Origin of the sequence: Legionella nautarum, from assembly GCF_001467895.1 — a bacterium.
GTDB lineage: Bacteria > Pseudomonadota > Gammaproteobacteria > Legionellales > Legionellaceae > Tatlockia > Tatlockia nautarum.
On record NZ_LNYO01000022.1, the window covers coordinates 62761 to 84326 of the forward strand.

A 21566-nucleotide genomic window follows, 5' to 3' on the forward strand; every position below is an offset into this window, starting at 1 on the left:
CATTTCTATCTTTTTGAACTTCCTTATTAAGCATAGAATTAATTAGTTTATAGCCAATGATGAAAGGTATGTTATGTCATCTAAAGCGACTAATTCTGAGGTAATGTAAATTTTCATCCCGCTTTCACTTTACTTCCTGAGAGAACAAAAGTAATGAGGCCACTGTGGTTGGCATTGAGCAGAGCTAGAAATTGGGTAAGAATTTTCTTTGTAACTGATAAAATTGATTTAATATAGTCCTCTGAGTTAAAATATTGATCATTAATTAACGGCTGTGAAATTTAATGATGATCGTAAAAAATAAGATAAGACTCTTAATGTGTTTAGTTGAAACTTATGAGATTAATAAGAGCAGAGGCGCAGAGGTAACTAGCGAGCAGTTTTTTATTGTGTTATTTACTCATTTTTCCAAACAAGCGATGGATAAAGTTTGGTTTAACAGCGTATTTCAATCATTTAAACGAACAGTATTAACCAACAAATCCCTTCCTATTTGGATAGCTGCCCAACTCAGACCATTATCCCTTTTTGAAGCGAGCGACTCTTTCCAGAAGAGCCCTGAGAGCATTTCTGACCTACATTGTCTGAGCTTTGCTTATAGTTTTCTCGGAAATAAACCAGATAATTATTTTTGTAATTACAGTAATCGAATCAATGATCGCGTCGCCATCTACTTAGAGCAAAATGCTCAAATCATCTCAGAAGAAAATTTAAAACCCGGTGATATTATCGCTTATAAGAATAAAGACAAACAATGGACACATGTTGGCGTGTATATTGGACGAGTAAATGATGAAAATTATGTGATATCAAAATTCGGTAAAACATTTAATGTCTTTTTTCATCCACTAAATGGCGTACCAGAAGATGATGAAACCGCTTATTGCTACAGTTCATTGAACTTAAGTCACGTAGCATCCGCAAACCTTAACTTAGCGCGACGAGAATTACAAAACAGAATATTACCTTCGGTCCCTGTTTTACAAGGTATATTGAGTAATACCTCATCAACTCAAACAGAGGAATTTCAGCCAACTGATAAGTTTGAATTTTATGCCCCTGAATACAACTAATGGCAGTTGAATTCGGTACTCCTTATCGATATTTTGTTCGAACAAGAAGAGCAAGCCAGCCTATCCTATAAACCTTGAAACATTTAGGTTGGTAACAGAAGCGTACTACTAGGAACAGGTTCTATTTACCGTATCCGACATTATTTTTTACAGAGTTACCTCTCCATGAATATGGCGTCATTTAAACTCCAGATTCATGGAATGATTCTCCTGAATAAACTGACAAAATTTAATCCAGAATAGGTTTTGAAAGGAAGCCTTAAAGCTTAATTTGCTTGAGCAGTCTCAGTATTCTTCTCTTCTAAGCTAGATAACATGACGTCAATTTCTTTAATATGTTTTTCTGCCTTATTTATTAAGGCTTTTTGTTTGTGTAAGCTATTAAATAGCCCTACTGTGTTGCTAAAATGAGTTCTTGCCAATTGTAACTGACCTAACTGCTTTAATGATAACGCAAGGCTAAATAAGGAGATCCCTGAATTAGTACTTTTGTCGTTAATTTGCTTTTCTAACTCATAATTAATCTGAAAATATTCACTAGCCAAAAGATAATTTTTTTTGCTGTATTGCTGCTGAGCAAGTTTATAGATTAGGGCGCTAAACCTCTGTTTAAAGTCCCTTCCCATGGAGACGAATTTTCCGTCCTCTATTAATCCAATTTTACTATTATCATAATTAAAAATGGGGGTTTCTGGGGCTTGGATTCTACTCATAAATTGTTGTTGAGCATCTTTTAAGACACTAACCAGTTCTGTTGGGGTATGGAATTCAAATATATTAGGCTCAAAAAGTAAAACCGGACAAAGACCATTTTCTATCAACAATCGGTTGGCAAGACAATTTACGAAGGTCCTATTATTTCCATCACGGAAAGGATGAAGGCGTGTGCAGCGTTGGATCAGTTCCGCAATCAACAGAATTTTTTCATCGTCTGTGTTCGCTTGATTAATATTAGAATTATAAATGCGCAATATTATTGCTAATTGCTGTTCAAGTTTAGATGCCTCTGGAGGTTGATATACCAGTCTGGCATCTCCTTGAGCCAATTTTGCATGCAAGCTTTGAAGATCACTTTCACTGCAATTTTTCGCTAAAGCCTTGTCGGGATCAAATGCTAATTTCAAATTCGCCTTATCTTTAACCGAGGATAGGGGGACGTATCCATCATTCACAAAGGCTAATTCTGAAGGGATTAATTGAGCGGTATTTGGTTTATTACGAAGTAAATCTTCTAAGCCTTTAGGAGTACACCAATTGGAAAGAACTTCAAAAGCGACGTTATTTGTTCTGAATTGACCCGGAGTACAAGGATTTCGTGAAGGCACATCGGTCATGCAGCGTGTATGAATCCTTTGTATATCAGCTACAGAAAGCGGTTCACCTAATTTTTGAAGACTTTCTAGCAAAGCATTTAGGACGGCTTGAACGCTTCCTTTTTCACGATTTTCAAATCCTAAAGGCCCTTCTTTCTCATAGAACTTACCATCTACTGCGAGCATCCAAATATTTTCAATTGGAAATTGGGACAAAATTCTTAAACTTTCAATATACATCGGAATTTACTCTTTCTTTAAATTTTGCATATTATCATAAATTACCCAATAAGATAAAAAAAAATTCGATGTAGATATTAAATTAGCATTATAATTTTTTTGATACACAAACTTTAGTAGCGTGTAGACTACTTGGCGATATAAAGCAGTAGGCAGATCTGCAACAATGTAGACAAGTCTCGGAGATTTTTTATTCTTTTAAAGCCATTTCTTTGCTATCCTCTAGGAAAATCGCCTCCAGTTAGCCAACATGACCAATCAATTTATCGGATTAGCCAAATCTGAATTAGATACCCCCTGCTTAGTCATCGATCGCGAAAAACTTTTTTATAATTTGCAGCTCATGCAGCAACATGCAATTCATCATCAAGTGAATATCAGACCCCATTGTAAAACGCATAAATGTAGTCAGTTGGCCCAATTACAGCTTGAGTACGGAGCTATTGGCCTCAGTGTTGCCAAAGTTGCCGAAGCGGAAGTGCTGATTGCAAAAGGATTGCGGGGTATATTAATTACCTCTCCAGTGGTTAGCCAGTACAAAATTGCTCGACTCTTAAAATCCATCCTAAAAGCACCTGATACAATTATTGTTGTCGATAATGAACAAAATTTAGCAGAACTCAATGAGGCAGCAGCCTCTATCAAGCAAAAAATCAATGTGCTGGTCGACTTGGATTCAGGGATCGGGCGCACCGGAGTTAAACCGCAATTGGCTGTAGAATTCGGCAAACAAATTATGCGTTCACCCTGGCTAAATCTTCGCGGTATTCAATGTTATGCAGGCAATTTACAACATATAAACTCTTATCAAGAACGCAAAGAATGTTCATTAAAAATCATGCAACTGGCAAGTGATCTTGTAGACGACTTTCGCCGCAACAATCTTCCCTGTGAAATTCTTACTGGTACAGGGACAGGTACTTATGACATCGATGTCGAAGTGACCAATGTGACCGAGATTCAACCCGGTTCTTATACCGTCATGGATGTGGAATATGCCCTCATTGGCTCGAAAGAACAGGCGCAGAGCTTTAACCATTTTCAACCTGCAATGACTTTAATTACCACCGTCATTTCAAGTAATCGCAGTGAACATGTCACTGTCGATGCCGGAACTAAAGCAATCTATGTCGACCAGTACAATAAACCAAAAATCATTAGCCACACAAATCTTAGCTATGATTGGGGTGGTTTTGGGGATGAGCACGGAAAGATTAGTTCAGTGACTGCTGGACCTTTACCCACCAATAAAGAAGTCCTTGAGTTAATTGTTCCACATTGCGACCCAACCATTAACTTGTATAATCAATTTTTCATAGTCAGCAACGGGATTGTTGTGGATGTTTGGGACATTGATCTGCGCGGCGCCTGTCAGTAACACCATGGAAAAAAGTATCATAGATATCAATTCAATTTATTTTAAAGCGGTTCTTGAATCGACTCTAATCTTTAAAATAAGAGTGACTGCAAAACTGCTATTCAATGACTGGCTAACCCATGCCAAGCAACACTATCCTCATTATTTATACCAAGCGGACGAAAAAAATTTAATTAAGGACCTCACTTCGGCCTTCGCTAAAGGTCTAGAAATAGTATGGCGCAATGAAAACCAAGCTAAACGTCAATCATCGGAATGGTCTGTGGGTCTTGTTTTAGATGCAGTTTCTTCTCATCTCAATACCAACTGGTCTCAAGAATATATTTACAAGCAATCGAAGGGATACAAAGAGTTATGTTTTCTAAAAACTCTGGTTCAATATTTGAAAATCGATGACACTGCCATTAAAAAGCTCGAAATTCTTTATAACAATTTAATTAATAAGGAAATAAACCCTGCAGAGCAAGAAAGCAGAAATGAAAATATTATTTGTCTCGATCATTTTAAGAAAAATAAAAAACCGCAATCTATTTTTAAAAAAAATATAGTGAATTATATTGAGTCAATTTTTTTCGAAAAACATTTTCTTATCTTCGGTGAAATCCTTAAACATAAATTCACTTTTGCTTTGAGCGATTTTTTTAATTTTCATGAAATAATTGAGCTTATTGAAAGCGTCAAACGACCTAGTTAAAACTTAACTTTCCTTGAAAATTAAAATGCGCTCGGCAATCTCTTCGGCATGCGTTTCAAGTGCGAAATGACCTGTGTTTAAGAAACAAATTTCAGCTGTGGGTAGATCTCGCCGAAACGCTTCTGCCCCGACTGGCAGAAAAAAGGGATCATTCTTACCCCAAATTGCCAAAAAAGGTGGTTGTTCTTTAGCAAAATAGGCGTGAAATTGCGGATAAATTGCAACATTGTTTGCATAATCAAGAAAGAGATCTAATTGAATGTCATCATTCCCAGCCCTTGCCATTAAAGCGGCGTCAAGCGTGTAAGTTTCCGGGGCAATCTTAGTTTCGTCAACTACGCCATGAGTATATTGCCATTTGGTTACCTCAAGGCTGAGTAATTTACGCAAGGCTTTGCGATTAGCACCGCTTGGTTCCCGCCAATATTTTTGAATGGGATCCCAACCTTCTTTACTTAACCCTTCCTCATAAGCATTACCATTTTGTGAAATAATGCCGAGAACCTTCTCTGGCCTTGACATCGCTAAGCGAAAACCAACCGGCGCTCCGTAGTCAAAAACATACATATAATAGGAGTTTAGCTTTAATGCATCAGTAAAATCTTCAATCATTTTTGCGAGATTATCGAAAGTATAAAGAAACTCGGCTTTCTCCGACATTTTAGTGAAACCAAAGCCTGGGAGATCTGGCGCTACAAGATGGAAATGATCTTTAAGCAGCGGGATCAAATTACGAAACATATGGGAAGAGCTAGGGAAACCGTGAAGTAATAGCAGGGTCGGATGATTAGGATCGCCAGCTTCCCGGTAAAATATTTGGTGGTCATTGAGACTGAGATTACGATAATGAGTCATAAAACGTTCCTTGTTTAAATGCAATGATCTAAGTATAGAATGTAGATTGAACCTTAGCCCCACTTAAGCGTCGACTTAGGAATTTCCTTTACCAATCAATCGTTTTCCCCTCATAACTATACATCACCTCAGCATGGCTATCCGTTTTCTTAGCCTCAATGACTTTTAACATAGCAGTTACACTCGTAGGCGCATCAAGAGTAGCCCGAGGACCTCCTAGTTCGGTTTGTACCCAACCAGGATGAAGAAGTAAAACATTAACCCCTAACCCTGCGACATCGATTGCAAAAGCGCGCATCACACAATTCAAAGCGGCTTTACTTGCACGATAAGCGTAAGCACGACCCCATTGGCTATCAGAAATAGTGCCTAACTGAGAAGTTACATTAACAATTAATTTATCCTCGCTTTTAAGAAGATGAGGTAGTAAGGCTTCACTGACTTTAAGGGCCCCTAAGCAATTAACATTCATGACAGTCAAAAAATTTTCTCGGTCGATGTTGCCGATGGTGACGCCTTGTGTACCCGTAATACCGGCGTTATTGATGAGCCAATCAATGGGCCTATCGCCGAGCAACTCAACTAGTCGGGCGATACTTTGCTCATCGCTGACATCGAGAGTAATAATCGACAAATTACTTCGCTTCTCAGCTAATTCTTGGAGAACAGTCGCCCCCGCAGGATGACGACAAGTGGCAATAACGTTTTCTCCCAGAGCACTTAATTGTCTGGCAAACTCCAGCCCCAAACCACGACTTGCCCCAGTAATTAATATGGTTCTCACTGGCATTAATCCTTTCAGCTCATTTCCTCAAAGTTTAGCACAGGGCGCTGGAATTCATTTTTTTGCAACAACTCATTCTTTAATTAACGATTTAAGCTGTTTTTTCTCTATCACCACCGCTTCACAGTGCAAACCTTGACAAACATAAGCGCAGCTTTTTCCCTTTGCTTTTTTTAGGGCGAGCGATTTAGGGAGATTGGAAGCATCCGCAGGAATGGCAAACACATAATTATTGAGGGTTTGAGTCTCAGCCTGCCAAGAATTAATTTCCTTTTTATCACCACGAAGCACAATAATTTGCGAAGGATTAAGGTATTCTTTTAATCCTAATAACAAAGAACAATGTTCTGCAGGATATTGCATGAGAAATGGCCAAGCCGCTTGCAAGGTTTTTTCAGCCGCAACTAAATAACGAGGCTCGCCCAGTAGGTGGCCCAAAATTAAGAAAGTGCGGACAATAACAGCATTACCCGCTGGAATAGCATCATCCATCATCGTTTTAGGTCGATAGAGTAAACTTTCATGATTTTCTGGGGTAAAAAAGAATCCCCCCGAATGTTCATCTTCAAACGAAGCTAAAATTCGCTCTGCAATAGCGATAGCAAACTGCAATTGCTTACTATCCCAAGACAGTTGTAGTGAGGTCAGCAAGGCATCCAGTAAAAAAGCATAATCATCTAAATAAGCAGAAAGATAAGCCTTAGAGTCTTTATAACTTGCTAATAAATAATCCTTTTTCCAAAGTTTTTCTTGGATGAATTGCAGTGCTTTCTGCGCTGAAACTGTAAAGCGTTCCTCCTTCAAAACGGCTCCTGCTAACAATAAGCCTTTGATCGTTAGCCCATTCCAGGAGGTTAAAATTTTTTCATCACGAAAAGGAGGTCTACGCTGATTTCTTGCGTTTAATAGCTTTTTTTTTGCGGTTAATAAACTAGACTTCGCTACCGTTGGATTTAACTTTAATAGTTGCGCCGTTTCCTTTAAAGAACGAGCCACATAAAAATGCCAATGATTTTCAAAATTTGGATTTTGATCTAAGGCAAAATAAAGTCTTATTAGTTCATATTCTTCTGGAGTTAATAAGTCGCGAACTTCTTTGGGAGTCCAACGATAAAATTTACCTTCTTCACCCTCCGAATCGGCATCAAAACTTGAGAAATATCCACCTTCGGACGCCTGTAATTGCTCTAAAATCCAGAGCGCTGTTTCTTGAGCAATTTCGTAAAAATAAGGTTCTTGAAATTGTTGGCCAGCGAGCACATAAAGTGTTAACAATTGGCCATTATCGTAAAGCATTTTTTCAAAATGCGGGATATTCCATTGTTGATCAACAGAATAACGGTAAAAACCACCGGCTAGCTGATCATAAATTCCACCTTTAGCCATATGCATTAAGGTAGCTAAAGCCATCGGCAATTTATTGCGCAATAAATATTCCAATTTACTGGCTTGAGGAAATTTTGGCGCAGTACCAAAACCCCCATAATTTTCATCATAGTTTTGTTGTAACTGAGTTAAGGCCAGATACAGTGGTTTTTCATTTAAAACAGCCTCAGGAAACGCTTGTTGCTGCTGTTGTAAGATTTTTCTTAACTCTTGGTTTTGCTCCTTAATTTCAGGCGCTTTATTTTGATAAAGCTCAGCAATAAGTCGCAAAATCCGTTTAAAAGAAGGCAGTTGATGATGTTCTTCTCGAGGAAAATAAGTGCCGCTAAAAAAAGGAGTCAGATCCGGCGACAAAAAAATTGTTAAGGGCCAACCACCACTTTGCTGGCTCAGAAAATAATGCGCAGTTTGATAGATTTTATCTAAATCTGGACGCTCTTCTTTATCCACTTTGATGTTAACGAATAACTTATTCATTAACGCAGCCGTTTCTTCATCTTCAAAGGATTCATGGGCCATCACATGGCACCAATGACAAGCAGCATAGCCTATCGACAATAAAATCGGTTTATTCTCTTGCTCTGCCTTAGCCAACGCGTCTTTACCCCAGGGATACCAATCGACGGGATTATGGGCATGCTGCTGCAAATAAGGACTGGGTTCATTAATCAAATGATTGGATTGGGCCATGAGAACTCTTTATAACCAAAATAGATTTACATAAATATATAGCAAACTCATTCCAATAATGGGAATAATTAAAAAAGCCAGCAGCAAATGGAGTTGCCGCCTATTTTCAGCAGAGGCTTGATAAAATTTTTTCAATTTTTTAAAAATAAACATCTGACGCTCCTAGACTGCTTCATACGCTTTTTTGATTTGCCCATCTTGTGACAACATAATCGCCAAAGGTCTGGTTGGTTCAAAATGGGCAAAAATAATCATCATCATTACAGTAATAGGCACCGAAAGAAACATGCCTAAAATACCCCAAACCGCACCCCATAATGCTAAAGCTAAAAGAATGACGAGCGGGCTTAAATTTAAGGATTTGCCAAGAAAGCGTGGTTCGATGATATTACCAACGATAAATTGAATGATGACAAGTCCCGAAGTAATGATGATAAATGGCCACCAACTCTCGAACTGAACTAAAGCGAGCACTGCGGGAAAAGCCGTAGCAATAATGGCACCAATGTTAGGAATGAAATCAAGAAAAAAGATTAATAAGGCCCAAAATTCGGCAAAATCCAAGCCGACTAAGCGCATAATAATCCAGCTCATTGTTGCGGTAATGAGGCTTAATAAGGTTTTTAAACCTAGATAGATTTGCGTATCATTAACGATATGGATAATGATGTTATTCACTAAAGAACGATGTTCTTTTTGTGGAAAAAGAGCATTCAATTTTTGACTAATAAAATGTTGTTCAACGAATAAAAATGCGACATAAAGCGTGATTAATACAGCCGAGCTCATGATAGTACTAAAAACAGCATAGATATTCACTAAAATACCCTGCACGCTAAGGTTTTTCATAAACTGATCCATAGTCATCAAGGCTTTAACATGAAACCGTTGATCAACCAGGCTAAGAATTTTATTTAAATGGTCCTGATAACGCGGCGCCGCAGCTATGACTTCGTGGACATTATTGCTAATAATATTGACTAAAATTTTAATCAATATCGCAAAAATTAAGAGAGCCAACACCATACTCAACCAATAAGGAGGACGAACTCCCCTAAAATGGATTCGCTGTACACCCTCTCTTGCGGTATTGAGTAAATGCCAAATAAAAATGGCAATAACGAGGGGAATTAAGATATTCCGGCCAATAATAAGTAAATAACCAATAATCCATACCAAAATTAAACCTGCTGTGAAGATGATGGTACGATTATTCATGCCGTCGCTCCTGAATTTTTATCTCTAGCACATCAACTCTAACTTATTTTCCTGCTATTATCAGTTTTTTTATTCTTAATAAAGTATGCCGTGCTCCAACAATCATGTGAAACGCTCTCCGGCGTAGGCCCAACGCTTAGCGCCAAACTCAGCAAATGCGGGATAAATACCGTTGCTGATCTGCTGTTTCATCTTCCTTTTCGTTATCAAGACAGAACAAGAATAACGCCTATTTGTGATTTACGACCCAATGATTGGAGCGTCGTTGCTGGCAAAGTGTGTAAAACCGAAATTAAATACGGTAAACGCATGATGCTTTATTGTTATATAGAAGATAAAACTGCGGTATTAAAATTACGCTTTTTTCATTTCAATAAACAACAAATTAAAGCCTTAAATGAAAGCAAGTTGATAAGAGCTTTTGGTGAAGTCCGCGAATTTGCCAATACCCTAGAAATGATCCATCCTGAATATCAACTCCTTGCAAGCGAAGAGGACTTTGTTGTCGATGAAACACTCACCCCCATCTACCCGACAACGCAAGGCTTAACCCAAACTCGTTTGCGACAATTAGTCAAAATAGCTTTAACCAGCTATCGCGAACAGTTGAACCAGTTAGAATGGATGGATGAGGAGCTTTTAAGCAAATACCATTTTCAGCCACTAGCCGCTGCTTTGGAATTACTACACAATCCGCCGCCAGACATTTCTCTGCAGGCTTTAGAAGAAGGCTCTCATCCTGCTTTGCAAAGACTCGCATTTGATGAATTATTAGGACAGCGCTTAAGTATGCAATTTGCCAGACTGCATCGCAGCCATCGCTTTGCTCCGAGTATTCCTGTTAATACCGTTCTATATAAGCGCTTTCTGGGACAATTAGCTTTTGACTTAACTGCTGCCCAACAGCGTGTGAATGATGAAATTGCGGCAGACTTAGCTCAAGCTAAGCCTATGCTGCGTCTAGTACAGGGGGATGTCGGCTCGGGGAAAACAGTAGTCGCTGCTATAGCTGCTTTACAAGCCATTGCTAATGGCTATCAAGTTGCCTTCATGGCTCCCACTGAATTACTCAGTGAACAGCATGCAACCAATCTACAAAAATGGCTAACTCCACTCGGCCTAAATTGTCGAAGGCTCACTGGCAAAATGAAGGTCAGTGAACGAAGAGAAACTTTAGCGCAACTTGCAAATCATGAATGCCAGTTACTTATCGGTACTCATGCGCTCTTTCAAGAAGAAGTGTCTTTTGCCAAACTTGGGTTGGTGATTATCGATGAGCAACATCGTTTTGGCGTTGAACAACGTTTGCTTCTGCAACAAAAGGGTCAGCAAGATGAACTAACCCCTCATCAATTGCTCATGACAGCAACGCCCATCCCGCGAACCTTGGCCATGACTCAATTTGCCCATCTGGATTTATCGATTATCGATGAATTACCGCCGGGTCGCACAGCAGTCACTACTGCGGTGGTGAATCAAGCCAAAAGAGAGCCGATTATTGGCCGACTGCAAGCAGCAATAGCGGGTGGACGTCAAGCCTATTGGGTCTGCACCTTGATTGAAGAATCAGAAAAATTACAATGCATGGCAGCCACAGCCACCGCCAGCAGTTTACAAGAACAATTGCCTGAAGTACGTGTGGGTTTGGTTCATGGACGCATGAAAACCTCCGAAAAAGAAGCCACGATGGCTGCGTTTAAACAAGGTGAAATTGATTTACTTGTCGCCACCACCGTGATTGAGGTGGGAGTCGATGTCCCCAATGCAAGTTTGATGATCATCGAGAACGCTGAGCGTTTGGGCTTATCACAACTCCACCAATTACGCGGCAGAGTAGGACGAGGTAGCGCACAATCCCATTGCCTTTTACTCTATCAAGCTCCCCTCTCACAATTGGGCGCAGAACGTTTGCGAGCCATGCGCGCGACCACCGATGGCTTCGTCATTGCCGAAAAGGATCTCCAATTAAGAGGCTCGGGTGAAATCTTAGGCACAAAACAAACTGGCTATCGTCAATTTAAAATTGCCAATCTACAACGCGACCAGCAGCTTCTTCCTGCAGTAGCCACTCTTGCTAAAGATTTGGTCTTACGAGATCCCGATTTAGCTCACACTATCGCTAAACGCTGGCTTGGTGAATTTGAACAATTCCTTCAAGGTTAGGGTGTGACAATCTCCAATCCAACCACGTCTGCGACTTGTCCGGCATAGAATCCGTTTGGGCTGAGGGGCCCCAGGAATGAATTATCAACACACCCTAGTTTTTTCAAGTCAAGTGCCATTAACGAAATAAATATATTAAAAAACTCCAGTCAAGACTGTTTTTTCATTTTTTCTTTAGCTAATATAGCTGTGCTAATTCTCCATGCTATTCAACGACCAACCTGTGGATAAGTTTTTTTCCCAAACTTGTAAAAATAACAGCCCACCCCCTTGACTATTTATCTAAGCCATACTGGCTATAGATTTTCTCATTTTTGCGCACCTTAATTTAAAATTCATTTATCCACAAAATCTGTGGATAATCCTGTGCACAGGGTGTAAGAGACCTTGAAAATAAAGCCCTGAGCCGATTTGCCCGAGAAGTTGCCAGTTCTATTTTTAACCAGATAAGAACTATAGATCCCTCCCCCTCATTAGGGTAGAATACTGGTCATTTTGTTATCAGGTCATTCCATGTCATTCAAACCTAAGGCCGTGGCGCTAATTTCTGGCGGACTCGACTCTATGCTTGCTGTAAAAGTAATTCAAGAACAAGGGATCCATGTTGAGGGAATCAACTTTTATACTGGTTTTTGCCATTCTGGTCATACTTCGGCTATTCGCAATCGCAAAAATGCAAAACCTCTACGCAATGATGCGCTGTGGGTTGCAGAACAACTGGGCGTGAAGCTTCATATCATTGATATTGTTGAACCTTACAAAGAGGTATTGCTGAATCCCAAATATGGTTATGGAAAAAATGCAAACCCTTGTTTAGATTGTAAAATTTTTATGGTTCAGCAAGCCTATCAATGGATGCTGGAGCATGAATTTGATTTTATAATTACCGGTGAAGTGATTGGTCAGCGAGCTAAATCACAACGATCTGCGACCATGCCAGTTATCGCTCATGAATCTGGCGCTGAAGATCGCCTATTGCGTCCTTTATGTGCCAAACTCTTACCCCCTACTTTGCCTGAGCGCGAGGGTTGGGTGAATCGTGAAGCCTTGCATGACTTCAAAGGGCGAAATCGTAAGCCTCAATTGCAGCTTGCAGCCTCCATGGATATTGAAGAATATGCACAGCCTGCAGGGGGTTGCTGCGTATTGACCGATGAAAATTATACTCGTCGCCTGAGCGATATGTGGGCTCATCGCGGTTCGCGCGATTATGAAATGGAAGATATTATTCTTTTAAAAGCGGGAAGACATTTACGGCTTATGCCCCATTACAAAATGATTATTGCCCGTGACGAGGCGGAAAGTAATTTTTTAACTGGTTATCGCAAGCAATTTATTCACATGCAAGTCATTGAGCATCGTGGGCCAATGATATTAATTGAAGGCCAACCCGATGACGAGGATTTGCTGACTTGCGCGCGAATTGCTGGACGATTTTGCTCCGGACGCGAAGAAGCAGAAATTAAAGTCGATTTACATTACCCAAATGGTGAATCGAAAACCTTAAACATACAGCCAATGCGTGCTGACGAGATTCAAGCTGATTGGTATTTGTGAGATTAGGATGGCACATTACGAAATAAATGCTCGGCGCTTACTATGCCCCATGCCGGTCATTAAAACACAAAACATGAGCAAAACTTTGCAACCTGGTGATACTCTAACGGTTATTGCAACGGATCCCGGCGCCCAACATGATTTACCCTGTTGGTGCCGTATCAACGGCCATCAGGTCATCGAATCAAAAGAGATGAATGGCGAATTCCACATTACTCTGCAATTAGCAAAGGAAGGAGAATGACACAAAAGGAGCGTTACCAACAGGCAAAAAAAACCACTCTTATCGGAGCGGCCATTACTGCCTCTTTAGGCATTATCAAGGCAGTGGGTGGGGTTTTCTTTCACTCGCATGCTTTGCTTGCCGATGGCGTACATTCTTTTTCTGATTTACTCACCGACCTCATGGTCGTTTTTGCTTCCAAATATGGTAGCCAAGATGCAGATGAATCTCACCCCTATGGCCATCAACGTATCGAAACAGCCGCTACCCTGCTTTTAGCCGTATTGCTTATTCTTGCAGGTGCTGGCATTGCATGGGATTCGCTCGATGAACTCATCCATAACGCGGTCGAAAAACCAGGCTGGTTTGCCTTCCCTATCGCCTTAGTTTCAATTGTTGCCAATGAAGGCTTATTTCATTATACCCATCAGATTGGTAAACGCATTCAATCGTCTTTAATTATCGCTAACGCTTGGCATCATCGTTCTGACGCTGCCTCCTCTATTGTCGTGGCAATCGGTTTATTAGGAAGTATTTTGGGGTTTTCCTACCTGGATGCCATTGCTGCAGTGATTGTCGGATTTATGATCATTAAAATGGGTATGAGCTATGGATGGAATAGCGTAAAGGAATTAGTCGATAGCGGGGTTGAGTTGCAGATGTTGGAAAAAATCATGCAAATCATTCAATCTGTTGATGGCGTAGAAAAAATCCACCAATTACGTAGCCGCTTGATGGGTGGTGATATTTATATTGATGTGCATATCTTAGTTAACCCCTACATTTCTGTATCAGAAGGCCATTATATTGCACAACATGTTGATAAAGCCTTGGTGGAACAACTGGATGCAGTGAAAGATGTCACCGTACATGTTGATCCAGAAGATGACGAACTCAACTGCCCTTCTCTGCATTTGCAAAATCGGACAACCCTGCAAGAAGGACTATTATCAGCCTGGAAAAACGATTTCCCTGAACTGCAAACTTGGACACTCCATTATCTCGATGGCAAAATGATTATCGACCTTGAATGTGCCAAGGGCTTTAAACAATGGCAGGCTCTACGTGAGCGGGTCACCCATGATCTACAGTCGTATAATGATATTCAACAAGTGCGTTTAATATGCCCGCAAGAGATCATTGTTCATGAAACCACCTAAGATCGCTGTTCTCGATGCTAAGCCCTTGATTAATGATCACCTTAACCTAGATAATTTATACCAATTAGGAGAGGTTGCTCTTTTTGAGCAAACCGTTTCTGACGAAGAAATTATTGAACGAGCACAGGCAGCCGAGATTATTTTGGTGAATAAAGTCAAATTAAATGACAGCCATTTTGCTCAATTACCTGATCTGAGATACATTGGCGTCACCGCAACAGGTACAGATAATATTGATCTCCTTGCCGCTGCCAAACGAGACCTTATTGTCACGAATGTACCCTGCTATGGCACTAACAGTGTCGCGCAGCATGTCATTGCCCTGTTGCTTAACCATACCAACCAGGTTGAACTGCATAATCAATCAGTTAAACGAAACGAATGGCAAGCACAGCCTTATTTTTCCTATTGGCTTAATTCAATTACGGAATTAACTGACTTAACTCTGGGCTTACTTGGCTTTGGACGCGTCGCCCAAAAAGTAGCCTTGATTGCCGCCGCTTTAGGAATGCAAGTGATTGCCCATAAACCCGGTGGCATTCAGGATTCGCAGGTTCGCTCCGTTTCCTTAACCGAATTGTTGCAACAAGCAGATGTTCTAAGTTTACACTGCCCTCTCAATCAGGCAACACAGAGAATAATTAATAGTACCACACTGCAACAAATGAAACCGACCAGTATTTTAATTAATACAAGTCGCGGTGGTTTGGTTGATGAAATTGCGCTAGCAGAAGCCTTGCAACAGCAAAAAATTGCAGCGGCTTATCTTGACGTGCTCTGCCTAGAACCACCTGCAGCAGACAATTCACTACTCCAGTTAAAAAATTGTACCATCACCCCGCATATGGCTTGGGCGTCTCTGACTGCAAGAAAACGCTTGCTAAATACAGTTTGTGAAAATATTATTCGTTTTCTTAATCGACAACCTATCAATGTCGTGCAAGCTTCATAGAGGATAACGCATATGACCGCGGGCTGTTTAAAATTAATTTTTGCCATTGTGACTTTTTTGGTTATCTTACTCGCTGGCTGGTATCCCTTCAGAAAACGAGTTAAAGATGATAAACACATTGATTTTCCCGTTGGTGAAACCCTGGCAACTGGCGTCTTTTTGGGTGCAGCACTGTTGCATATGCTTCCTGAATCGAACGCTTTATTTATGGAAATGGGTTACCGCTATCCCCTAGCCTTTATTATTACTGGTGCGGTATTTTTATTCTTTTTATGGTTTGAGCATTTAGGAAAAGAGCTTTATCACCATCACCATGCCGCACACCCTAGCTTTGCGATTCTTGCTTGGGCGATGTTATCCATTCATTCTATTATGTTAGGAGCAGCGCTAGGTTTAAACCACAGCAACTCCATGATTATTATGTTATTTTTAGCGATTATCACCCATAAATGGGCTGAAAGTTTTGCTATCGCTGTACAATTAAATAAAAGCGCCTTATCACTCTCAAACTCGATGTGGTTTTTCTTTAGTTTTAGCCTAATGACGCCACTTGGCATTTTCATCGGTTGGTATTTTGGTCATGGCGTAGAAACCCACTCTCTTTTTGATCCCATCCTGATTGCTGCTTCGGCCGGAACTTTCCTTTATTTAGGTACTTTACATGGCCTAGAGCGCTGCGTGATGGTTGAGCGCTGCTGTAACTTGGGTGACTTTAGTTTTGTTATTATTGGTTTTGGTTTAATGGCTACGGTCGCTGCTTATGTCTAATTTTATCAATCAACGACCTCTTATTTTAGCTTCGGCATCACTGGCCCGCTCTAAGCTCTTAAGTTCTCTGGGCCTTCATTTTGAAGTCATTCCCTCCCATTGTGATGAGGACAGCATTAAACAGAATTTTAAAACCTCCGGTTCGTTAATTGACATGGCCGCTTTACTGGCCGCTGCTAAAGCCCTAACCCTGAGTAAACATTATCCTGAGCATTTTGTGATTGCTGCCGATCAACTCTGTGTGATTGGTGATCACTATTTAGATAAGCCTTTAAGCCATGAGAACGCAGTTAAACATCTGCGCTTACTCAGTGGTAAAACTCATCAGCAAATCGCCGCAAGCTGTATTGCTAAAAATAATGTCATCCTGTGGCAGCATCATGATATCGCTAGGTTAACGATGCATGAACTCAGCGATGAAACCATTGAAGCTTATTTACAGCTTGCACAACCCTACCAAAGTTGTGGCGCTTATAATTATGAAGGCCCGGCAAAATGGTTGTTTAAAGAAATTCAAGGCTCTGAAAGTACCATCCTAGGTCTTCCTTTACTTCCGCTTACTCAAGCACTCATTGATTTAAAGGCGATTAGCCTTCCTTAGCATCATTCCTAATTCTGCGGCAATAATCTCTTTATTAGCCAAAGAGATGGGTAAATTTTTACTAAAATTTATTAGTAGGTATATACTTGTAAAATAGGGTATTGATGATGAAGGGAAAGTTACCATGGCAAAAGATACCAAAACGGCCAAGACACATAAGCATCAAAAAAAAGCACTTGGCCTCATTAACAAACCCGATAAAGCTACCTCAGGAAAGCAAACCTACCAACGAATTGCCTGCGTGTTTCAGGGAGGAGGAGCACTAGGAGCCTACCAAGTGGGTGCTTTTCGCGCTATTCATGAGCGAGGTTATAATCCTAACTTCCTTGCCGGTGTTTCAATCGGGTCAATCAATAGCGCTATCATCGCTGGAAATTCGCGTAACAAACAACTGGAGAAGTTGGCTGATTTTTGGGATACCATTGCGCCTAAAATCTGGTGCGATTTCGTCGATCATGATATTTTTGCCCCTATTCATCACCTCCATAATCGCATGGGTGCTTTGTATTCATTATTCTTTGGACTTGAAGGCTTTTTTAAACCACGTCCTTTTCCACCCAGCATTTTTTCGAAAAATACGCCGGATCAATTAAGCTATTACGATACTTCAGAACTCCGAAGGACACTGGAGCAATTAATTGATTTTGATCGGATTAATGCTAAAAAAGTGACTCTCTGCTTGGGCGCTGTGAATGTCGTCAACGGCGAGATGGTATTTTTTAACAACCAAAATATGGAAATAACTCCTGAGCATGTAATGGCCAGTGGCGCACTGCCACCCGGACTTCCAGCCGTCAAAATTGGTGAAGATTATTTCTGGGATGGCGGTATTTACGCCAATACTCCTTTAGTGACTGTTCTTGATGCTTTGCCAGAAGAGGATACACTTTGTTTCGTTGTCGACTGCTTTAGTTTACAAGGACGTTTACCAGAAACCATGGATGAACTAGAAGAACGGCAAAAGGACATTCGCTATGGAAGTCATTCCCGTCGCCTAACCAATGTGTATACGAGCCGACAAAATTTACAAGCTGCGATTAATTTTTTAGGGCAACATCTCACACCCAAAGCCAAAGCGGATCCAGAAATTCAAAAATTGCTTGCATTGGGTCATGAAAAACGATTCAGCGTGGTGCATATTATTTATCACGGCACTCCTTTTTCGCATTCCTTTAAAGATTTTAATTTTATTCGTTCGGCAATTAATTATCGTCTCGAAACAGGCTATAAAAATGCGATCGAGGTACTTGATAAGCCTGAATGGGAGAAAAAATCCAACAAGCGCTTAGCCTGTTCGATTTATGGGGTTCCTTCAGAATATTTTGATCAGCATTAATTTTTTGAAGCTAAACGATGGACTATAAATAGCAATTTGCAGTATCTTGGGTATATCTAACCCGGAGTACAGCTTATGAAACAACATTCACCCCAATTTTTAGCGCTAGTTACTGATGCTAAAAAACGTATTAAAGAAATAACGCCCGACATGCTCAACGAAAAAATAAAGCATCATGAGGTTTTTCGTCTCATTGATGTACGTGAAGACAATGAGTGGCCTGCCGGACACATTCCTACAGCAATTCATCTAGGAAAAGGCGTCATCGAACGGGATATCGAAAAAGAAGTCCCCGAGTTTCACACACCCATTGTAGTGTACTGCAGTGGCGGTTTCCGCTGTGCATTAGTAGCAGATAGCTTACAAAAAATGGGATATACGCATGTTTATTCTCTAAGTACAGGATCTCAAGGATGGATAGATGCGGGTTATCCGCTTGAAAAATAGCTATAAAATCATAGCAACTGTCTTGAAAGGACAGTTGCTATGATTTTTGCGGAGAATTGGGAATCGAAAATCCCCTCTCTCATTCCCCTCTCACCGCCCTAAACCAATTTAAAGCAACTAACGTTGCCCCATCCATGATTTTTAGCCCGTCCAATAATTGAAATACTTTTTTGCGAGGAATAATGTGAGTCATGATTTCCTCATCGTCTACACCATGTAAGCCACTTTCTGGAACCCCGTCGACCTCTGCATAATAAATATAAGTTTTTTCAGTCATCAATCCAGGACTTTTATAGATACAAGCAATCAGTTTGACAGCATCAATGGTAAGGCCAGCTTCTTCAAAAACCTCTTTTTTGGCCGTTTCTTCAGGTTTTTTACCTTCATCGATTGTTCCTGATACACATTCGAGAATAAAAGGATCATCCTGACCGGCATTAAAAAAAACACCTGGCCGAAACTCCTGGCACATCACAAGGCTATCCACCATAGGCGCATAAATAAGGACTAAAATAGAATCACGAGATTGGACCACCTCACGTTTCTTGGAAGGGAGGGAAGCTCTCTTAGTACTAAAACTTGGGATTTCTAATTCGAATTTATAAAGTTGTAAATAACCTTTATAAACAGTTTCTTTCCTAATCGTGTTTATTTTCTTTTTCATCTTATTTAATGATTAAGGGGTTCTATTTTTATAGCTTAGCTAAGTTTAGGCAAAAAATCAGATTCGATTTTTAAATAAATAATTTACTCGATGCCATTGTAGTAAATTTAGACTGCAAATTTCTGCGGTAGACTTTATCCTTCTGTGCCCTACTTTCTACTAGCAATATGAAAGCGAAATTGCTTAAAATAGCCGATAATTCTGTTCATCGCTTCCCTCATGATTACTAGCAAAATTTGTATTAGTATATAGGGTTTGCTGGACACAAACGACATATTTTGCACAGAGGGATAACATGAATAAAAAGGGTTTTGTAATGGCTTTAAGCCTCTTCTCTTCAATCGCATTCGGAGGTACAGTCGGAGAGGCTAAGCCAGCACGCTCGTGGTCCCCAATTGTCGATTTAAGTGTTGGTCCCCACTGGACCCATAATGGCGAAACTCAAACCCTCTTACTTGCTCCTGAAATCGAAAAAACCTACACTGCACGTCGAGGAAACCATTCCATAGTAGAAGGTGAAATTTTCCTTGGAATACAGCGCCCCCTCTATAATATCTTGCAAGCCCAATTTGGTATCGCTGCAGCTTTGGCAAGCTACACTAGACTCGAAGGACTCATTTGGGATGATGCTGATCCTGAATTTGCTAACCATTTTTATCATTATCAATTAAGACACTCACAAGTCACTTTAAAAGCCAAAATACTGGCAGACATGCATTTATGGGTAACACCTTGGATTAGTGGATCAGCCGGTATTGGTTTCAACAATGCGAATGAATTTGCAAATTCTCCACTTATCACTGAAGCCTTGCCTAATAATAATTTTTACGCTTATTCAAAAAATTCATTTACCTATTCTCTTGGGATAGGTATACAACGTCATGTGATGAACAACTGGCAAATCGGCATCGGCTATCAATTTGCTGATTGGGGTCAAAGCCAGTTAGGAACTGCCGTTGGACAATCGATAGGTAGTCGAGGGCCATCGCTTCGTCATCTTTATACCAATGGCATTATGTTTAATATGACTTATATTTCTTAGTTTAGGGGGGAAAGCCTTCGAGACAGCGCTGCGCGCTTCCTCAGGCCGAACGGAATAATGCTGCCCCGTTCGCGCTCTGATGCATTCTCTGGTTTTTTTGTTAGACCACGGCCCAACCTACAGTTCGTAAATGGATTGAGCTTATCCCGGAGATAGATGAGTCCAACCCGTAAATGGATTGAGGTTAACCCCGGAGATAGATGTTTAACCCGTAGATGGATTGAATTTAACCCCAGAGATAGATGTTTAACCCGTAGATGGATTGAATTTAACCCCGGAGATAGATGTTTAACCCGTTCGGGCTGAGGAGGTGCGAAGCACCGTCTCGAAGCCTTTTCTGAGCCATCCCCCTCATCACCATTCAATTATGTAATTTTGTGCCATAAAGACGATCACCCGCATCCCCCAAACCAGGTATGATGTAACCTTTATCATTGATCTTCTCATCGACAGCCGCAGTATAGACAATCACGTCCGGATGTTCCTCATGAAAAGCTATCAAGCCTTCGGGAGCTGCCAAAAGACAGAGAAATTTGATTGATTTTGGATTAGTCTCTTTCACTTCTTTTACTGCAGCAATGGCACTGTTACCCGTTGCTAACATGGGGTCGACAACGATCACATCGCGATCTTCCATATTTTCAGGTAATTTTGAATAGTATTCGATAGACCCTAAGGTTTTAGGATCACGGTATAAACCAATATGCCCTACTCGCGCTGAGGGGATTAGTTGCAACATACCATCTAAAATACCGTTGCCAGCTCTCAGAATAGAGACAAAAACCAGTTTTTTTCCTTTTAAAACAGGTGCTTGCATGCTAATTAAAGGGGTCTCGATTTCTTCATATTTGATTTCAAGATCACGCGTAATCTCATAAGCCAATAACATGCTTATTTCATGAACAAGAGTACGGAATTTTACGGTGCTTGTTTCTTTTTTCCTTAATATGGTTAGCTTATGTTGAACAAGCGGGTGTTTAATTTCAATAACTTGCTTCTCATTCATCTTGATTCCTTGATAA

General features: G+C 40.4%; 20 protein-coding genes. 13 read left to right on the forward strand and 7 right to left on the reverse strand.

All coding sequences use genetic code 11. The annotated features are described in order from the left end of the window. The first annotated feature begins 284 nt into the window (after nucleotides 1–284). Nucleotides 285–1073 (forward strand): NlpC/P60 family protein, encoded by a 789-nt coding sequence (locus Lnau_RS11020; protein WP_133134900.1) that lies wholly within the window; start codon nucleotides 285–287, stop codon nucleotides 1071–1073. A 266-nt stretch (nucleotides 1074–1339) separates the two neighbouring features. Here Lnau_RS11020 and Lnau_RS11025 read toward each other — a convergent pair whose 3' ends face one another. Beyond that, a complete protein-coding gene (locus Lnau_RS11025) occupies nucleotides 1340–2626 on the reverse strand; it encodes a Fic family protein (RefSeq protein WP_058505202.1) in 1287 nt (428 codons plus the stop codon). Nucleotides 2627–2876: 250 nt separating this feature from the next. Here Lnau_RS11025 and Lnau_RS11030 point away from each other — a divergent pair, with 250 nt between their 5' ends. After that, nucleotides 2877–4004 (forward strand): DSD1 family PLP-dependent enzyme, encoded by a 1128-nt coding sequence (locus Lnau_RS11030; RefSeq protein WP_058505203.1) that lies wholly within the window; start codon nucleotides 2877–2879, stop codon nucleotides 4002–4004. Continuing rightward, nucleotides 3967–4698 (forward strand): hypothetical protein, encoded by a 732-nt coding sequence (locus tag Lnau_RS11035; RefSeq protein WP_133134899.1) that lies wholly within the window; start codon nucleotides 3967–3969, stop codon nucleotides 4696–4698. The genes Lnau_RS11030 and Lnau_RS11035 overlap by 38 nt, the downstream gene beginning before the upstream one ends. A 3-nt stretch (nucleotides 4699–4701) precedes the next feature. Here the strand turns inward: Lnau_RS11035 and Lnau_RS11040 are convergent, their stop codons facing one another. From Lnau_RS11040 to Lnau_RS11055, 4 genes are all read right to left on the reverse strand, one after another. Next, nucleotides 4702–5553, reverse strand: coding sequence for an alpha/beta fold hydrolase (locus Lnau_RS11040; RefSeq protein ID WP_058505205.1), 852 nt, complete (start codon nucleotides 5551–5553; stop codon nucleotides 4702–4704). An 88-nt stretch (nucleotides 5554–5641) separates the two neighbouring features. Then, a complete protein-coding gene (locus Lnau_RS11045) occupies nucleotides 5642–6337 on the reverse strand; it encodes an SDR family oxidoreductase (RefSeq protein WP_162263196.1) in 696 nt (231 codons plus the stop codon). A 72-nt stretch (nucleotides 6338–6409) separates the two neighbouring features. Next, a complete protein-coding gene (locus Lnau_RS11050; RefSeq protein WP_058505207.1) occupies nucleotides 6410–8413 on the reverse strand; it encodes a thioredoxin domain-containing protein in 2004 nt (667 codons plus the stop codon). A 162-nt stretch (nucleotides 8414–8575) separates the two neighbouring features. Further along, the gene (locus tag Lnau_RS11055; RefSeq protein ID WP_058505208.1) at nucleotides 8576–9631 is read right to left on the reverse strand and encodes an AI-2E family transporter; all 1056 of its coding nucleotides are present in this window, start codon (nucleotides 9629–9631) and stop codon (nucleotides 8576–8578) included. A gap of 90 nt (nucleotides 9632–9721) precedes the next feature. On the opposite strand from Lnau_RS11055, the gene recG reads away from it, so the two are divergent. The 9 genes from recG (at nucleotide 9722) to Lnau_RS11100 (ending at nucleotide 18838) form a co-directional block, all read left to right on the forward strand. Beyond that, complete coding sequence (gene recG, locus Lnau_RS11060) at nucleotides 9722–11794, forward strand: ATP-dependent DNA helicase RecG (RefSeq protein ID WP_058505209.1); 2073 nt, start codon at nucleotides 9722–9724, stop codon at nucleotides 11792–11794. A 513-nt stretch (nucleotides 11795–12307) separates the two neighbouring features. Next, nucleotides 12308–13351, forward strand: coding sequence for a tRNA (5-methylaminomethyl-2-thiouridylate)-methyltransferase (locus Lnau_RS11065; RefSeq protein WP_058505210.1), 1044 nt, complete (start codon nucleotides 12308–12310; stop codon nucleotides 13349–13351). Nucleotides 13352–13358: 7 nt separating this feature from the next. Beyond that, nucleotides 13359–13595, forward strand: coding sequence for a sulfurtransferase TusA family protein (locus Lnau_RS11070; protein ID WP_058505211.1), 237 nt, complete (start codon nucleotides 13359–13361; stop codon nucleotides 13593–13595). After that, the gene (locus tag Lnau_RS11075; RefSeq protein WP_058505212.1) at nucleotides 13592–14734 is read left to right on the forward strand and encodes a cation diffusion facilitator family transporter; all 1143 of its coding nucleotides are present in this window, start codon (nucleotides 13592–13594) and stop codon (nucleotides 14732–14734) included. Before Lnau_RS11070 ends, Lnau_RS11075 begins: the two co-directional genes overlap by 4 nt. After that, nucleotides 14721–15686, forward strand: coding sequence for a D-2-hydroxyacid dehydrogenase (locus Lnau_RS11080; protein ID WP_058505213.1), 966 nt, complete (start codon nucleotides 14721–14723; stop codon nucleotides 15684–15686). Before Lnau_RS11075 ends, Lnau_RS11080 begins: the two co-directional genes overlap by 14 nt. A gap of 12 nt (nucleotides 15687–15698) precedes the next feature. After that, nucleotides 15699–16454: a ZIP family metal transporter gene (locus Lnau_RS11085; protein WP_058505214.1), complete on the forward strand. Its 756-nt coding sequence runs from the start codon at nucleotides 15699–15701 to the stop codon at nucleotides 16452–16454. After that, a complete protein-coding gene (locus Lnau_RS11090; protein WP_058505215.1) occupies nucleotides 16447–17055 on the forward strand; it encodes a Maf family protein in 609 nt (202 codons plus the stop codon). Before Lnau_RS11085 ends, Lnau_RS11090 begins: the two co-directional genes overlap by 8 nt. Nucleotides 17056–17179: 124 nt before the next feature. Continuing rightward, nucleotides 17180–18391: a patatin-like phospholipase family protein gene (locus Lnau_RS11095; RefSeq protein ID WP_083503829.1), complete on the forward strand. Its 1212-nt coding sequence runs from the start codon at nucleotides 17180–17182 to the stop codon at nucleotides 18389–18391. A 75-nt stretch (nucleotides 18392–18466) separates the two neighbouring features. Continuing rightward, nucleotides 18467–18838, forward strand: a complete 372-nt coding sequence (locus Lnau_RS11100; RefSeq protein WP_058505216.1) for a rhodanese-like domain-containing protein — start codon at nucleotides 18467–18469, stop codon at nucleotides 18836–18838. Between the two features lie 79 nt (nucleotides 18839–18917). On the opposite strand, the gene Lnau_RS11105 is transcribed toward Lnau_RS11100, so the two are convergent. Beyond that, nucleotides 18918–19502, reverse strand: coding sequence for an NUDIX domain-containing protein (locus Lnau_RS11105; RefSeq protein WP_058505217.1), 585 nt, complete (start codon nucleotides 19500–19502; stop codon nucleotides 18918–18920). 316 nt (nucleotides 19503–19818) lie between these two features. Between Lnau_RS11105 and Lnau_RS11110 the strand changes: the two genes are divergently transcribed. Then, the gene (locus Lnau_RS11110) at nucleotides 19819–20544 is read left to right on the forward strand and encodes an outer membrane protein (protein ID WP_133134898.1); all 726 of its coding nucleotides are present in this window, start codon (nucleotides 19819–19821) and stop codon (nucleotides 20542–20544) included. 361 nt (nucleotides 20545–20905) lie between these two features. Here Lnau_RS11110 and upp read toward each other — a convergent pair whose 3' ends face one another. Next, nucleotides 20906–21550, reverse strand: a complete 645-nt coding sequence (gene upp, locus Lnau_RS11115; RefSeq protein WP_058505244.1) for a uracil phosphoribosyltransferase — start codon at nucleotides 21548–21550, stop codon at nucleotides 20906–20908. Between the last annotated feature and the right edge of the window lie 16 nt (nucleotides 21551–21566).

Bases quoted from the DNA above. Each gene is read 5' to 3' on its own strand.
- Lnau_RS11020 (WP_133134900.1), top strand. From the start codon at position 285: ATGATGATCGTAAAAAATAAGATAAGACTCTTAATGTGTTTAGTTGAA.
- Lnau_RS11025 (WP_058505202.1), bottom strand. From the start codon at position 2,626: ATGTATATTGAAAGTTTAAGAATTTTGTCCCAATTTCCAATTGAAAAT.
- Lnau_RS11030 (WP_058505203.1), top strand. From the start codon at position 2,877: ATGACCAATCAATTTATCGGATTAGCCAAATCTGAATTAGATACCCCC.
- Lnau_RS11035 (WP_133134899.1), top strand. From the start codon at position 3,967: ATGTTTGGGACATTGATCTGCGCGGCGCCTGTCAGTAACACCATGGAA.
- Lnau_RS11040 (WP_058505205.1), bottom strand. From the start codon at position 5,553: ATGACTCATTATCGTAATCTCAGTCTCAATGACCACCAAATATTTTAC.
- Lnau_RS11050 (WP_058505207.1), bottom strand. From the start codon at position 8,413: ATGGCCCAATCCAATCATTTGATTAATGAACCCAGTCCTTATTTGCAG.
- Lnau_RS11055 (WP_058505208.1), bottom strand. From the start codon at position 9,631: ATGAATAATCGTACCATCATCTTCACAGCAGGTTTAATTTTGGTATGG.
- Lnau_RS11065 (WP_058505210.1), top strand. From the start codon at position 12,308: ATGTCATTCAAACCTAAGGCCGTGGCGCTAATTTCTGGCGGACTCGAC.
- Lnau_RS11070 (WP_058505211.1), top strand. From the start codon at position 13,359: ATGGCACATTACGAAATAAATGCTCGGCGCTTACTATGCCCCATGCCG.
- Lnau_RS11075 (WP_058505212.1), top strand. From the start codon at position 13,592: ATGACACAAAAGGAGCGTTACCAACAGGCAAAAAAAACCACTCTTATC.
- Lnau_RS11080 (WP_058505213.1), top strand. From the start codon at position 14,721: ATGAAACCACCTAAGATCGCTGTTCTCGATGCTAAGCCCTTGATTAAT.
- Lnau_RS11085 (WP_058505214.1), top strand. From the start codon at position 15,699: ATGACCGCGGGCTGTTTAAAATTAATTTTTGCCATTGTGACTTTTTTG.
- Lnau_RS11090 (WP_058505215.1), top strand. From the start codon at position 16,447: ATGTCTAATTTTATCAATCAACGACCTCTTATTTTAGCTTCGGCATCA.
- Lnau_RS11095 (WP_083503829.1), top strand. From the start codon at position 17,180: ATGGCAAAAGATACCAAAACGGCCAAGACACATAAGCATCAAAAAAAA.
- Lnau_RS11100 (WP_058505216.1), top strand. From the start codon at position 18,467: ATGAAACAACATTCACCCCAATTTTTAGCGCTAGTTACTGATGCTAAA.
- Lnau_RS11105 (WP_058505217.1), bottom strand. From the start codon at position 19,502: ATGAAAAAGAAAATAAACACGATTAGGAAAGAAACTGTTTATAAAGGT.
- Lnau_RS11110 (WP_133134898.1), top strand. From the start codon at position 19,819: ATGGCTTTAAGCCTCTTCTCTTCAATCGCATTCGGAGGTACAGTCGGA.
- upp (WP_058505244.1), bottom strand. From the start codon at position 21,550: ATGAATGAGAAGCAAGTTATTGAAATTAAACACCCGCTTGTTCAACAT.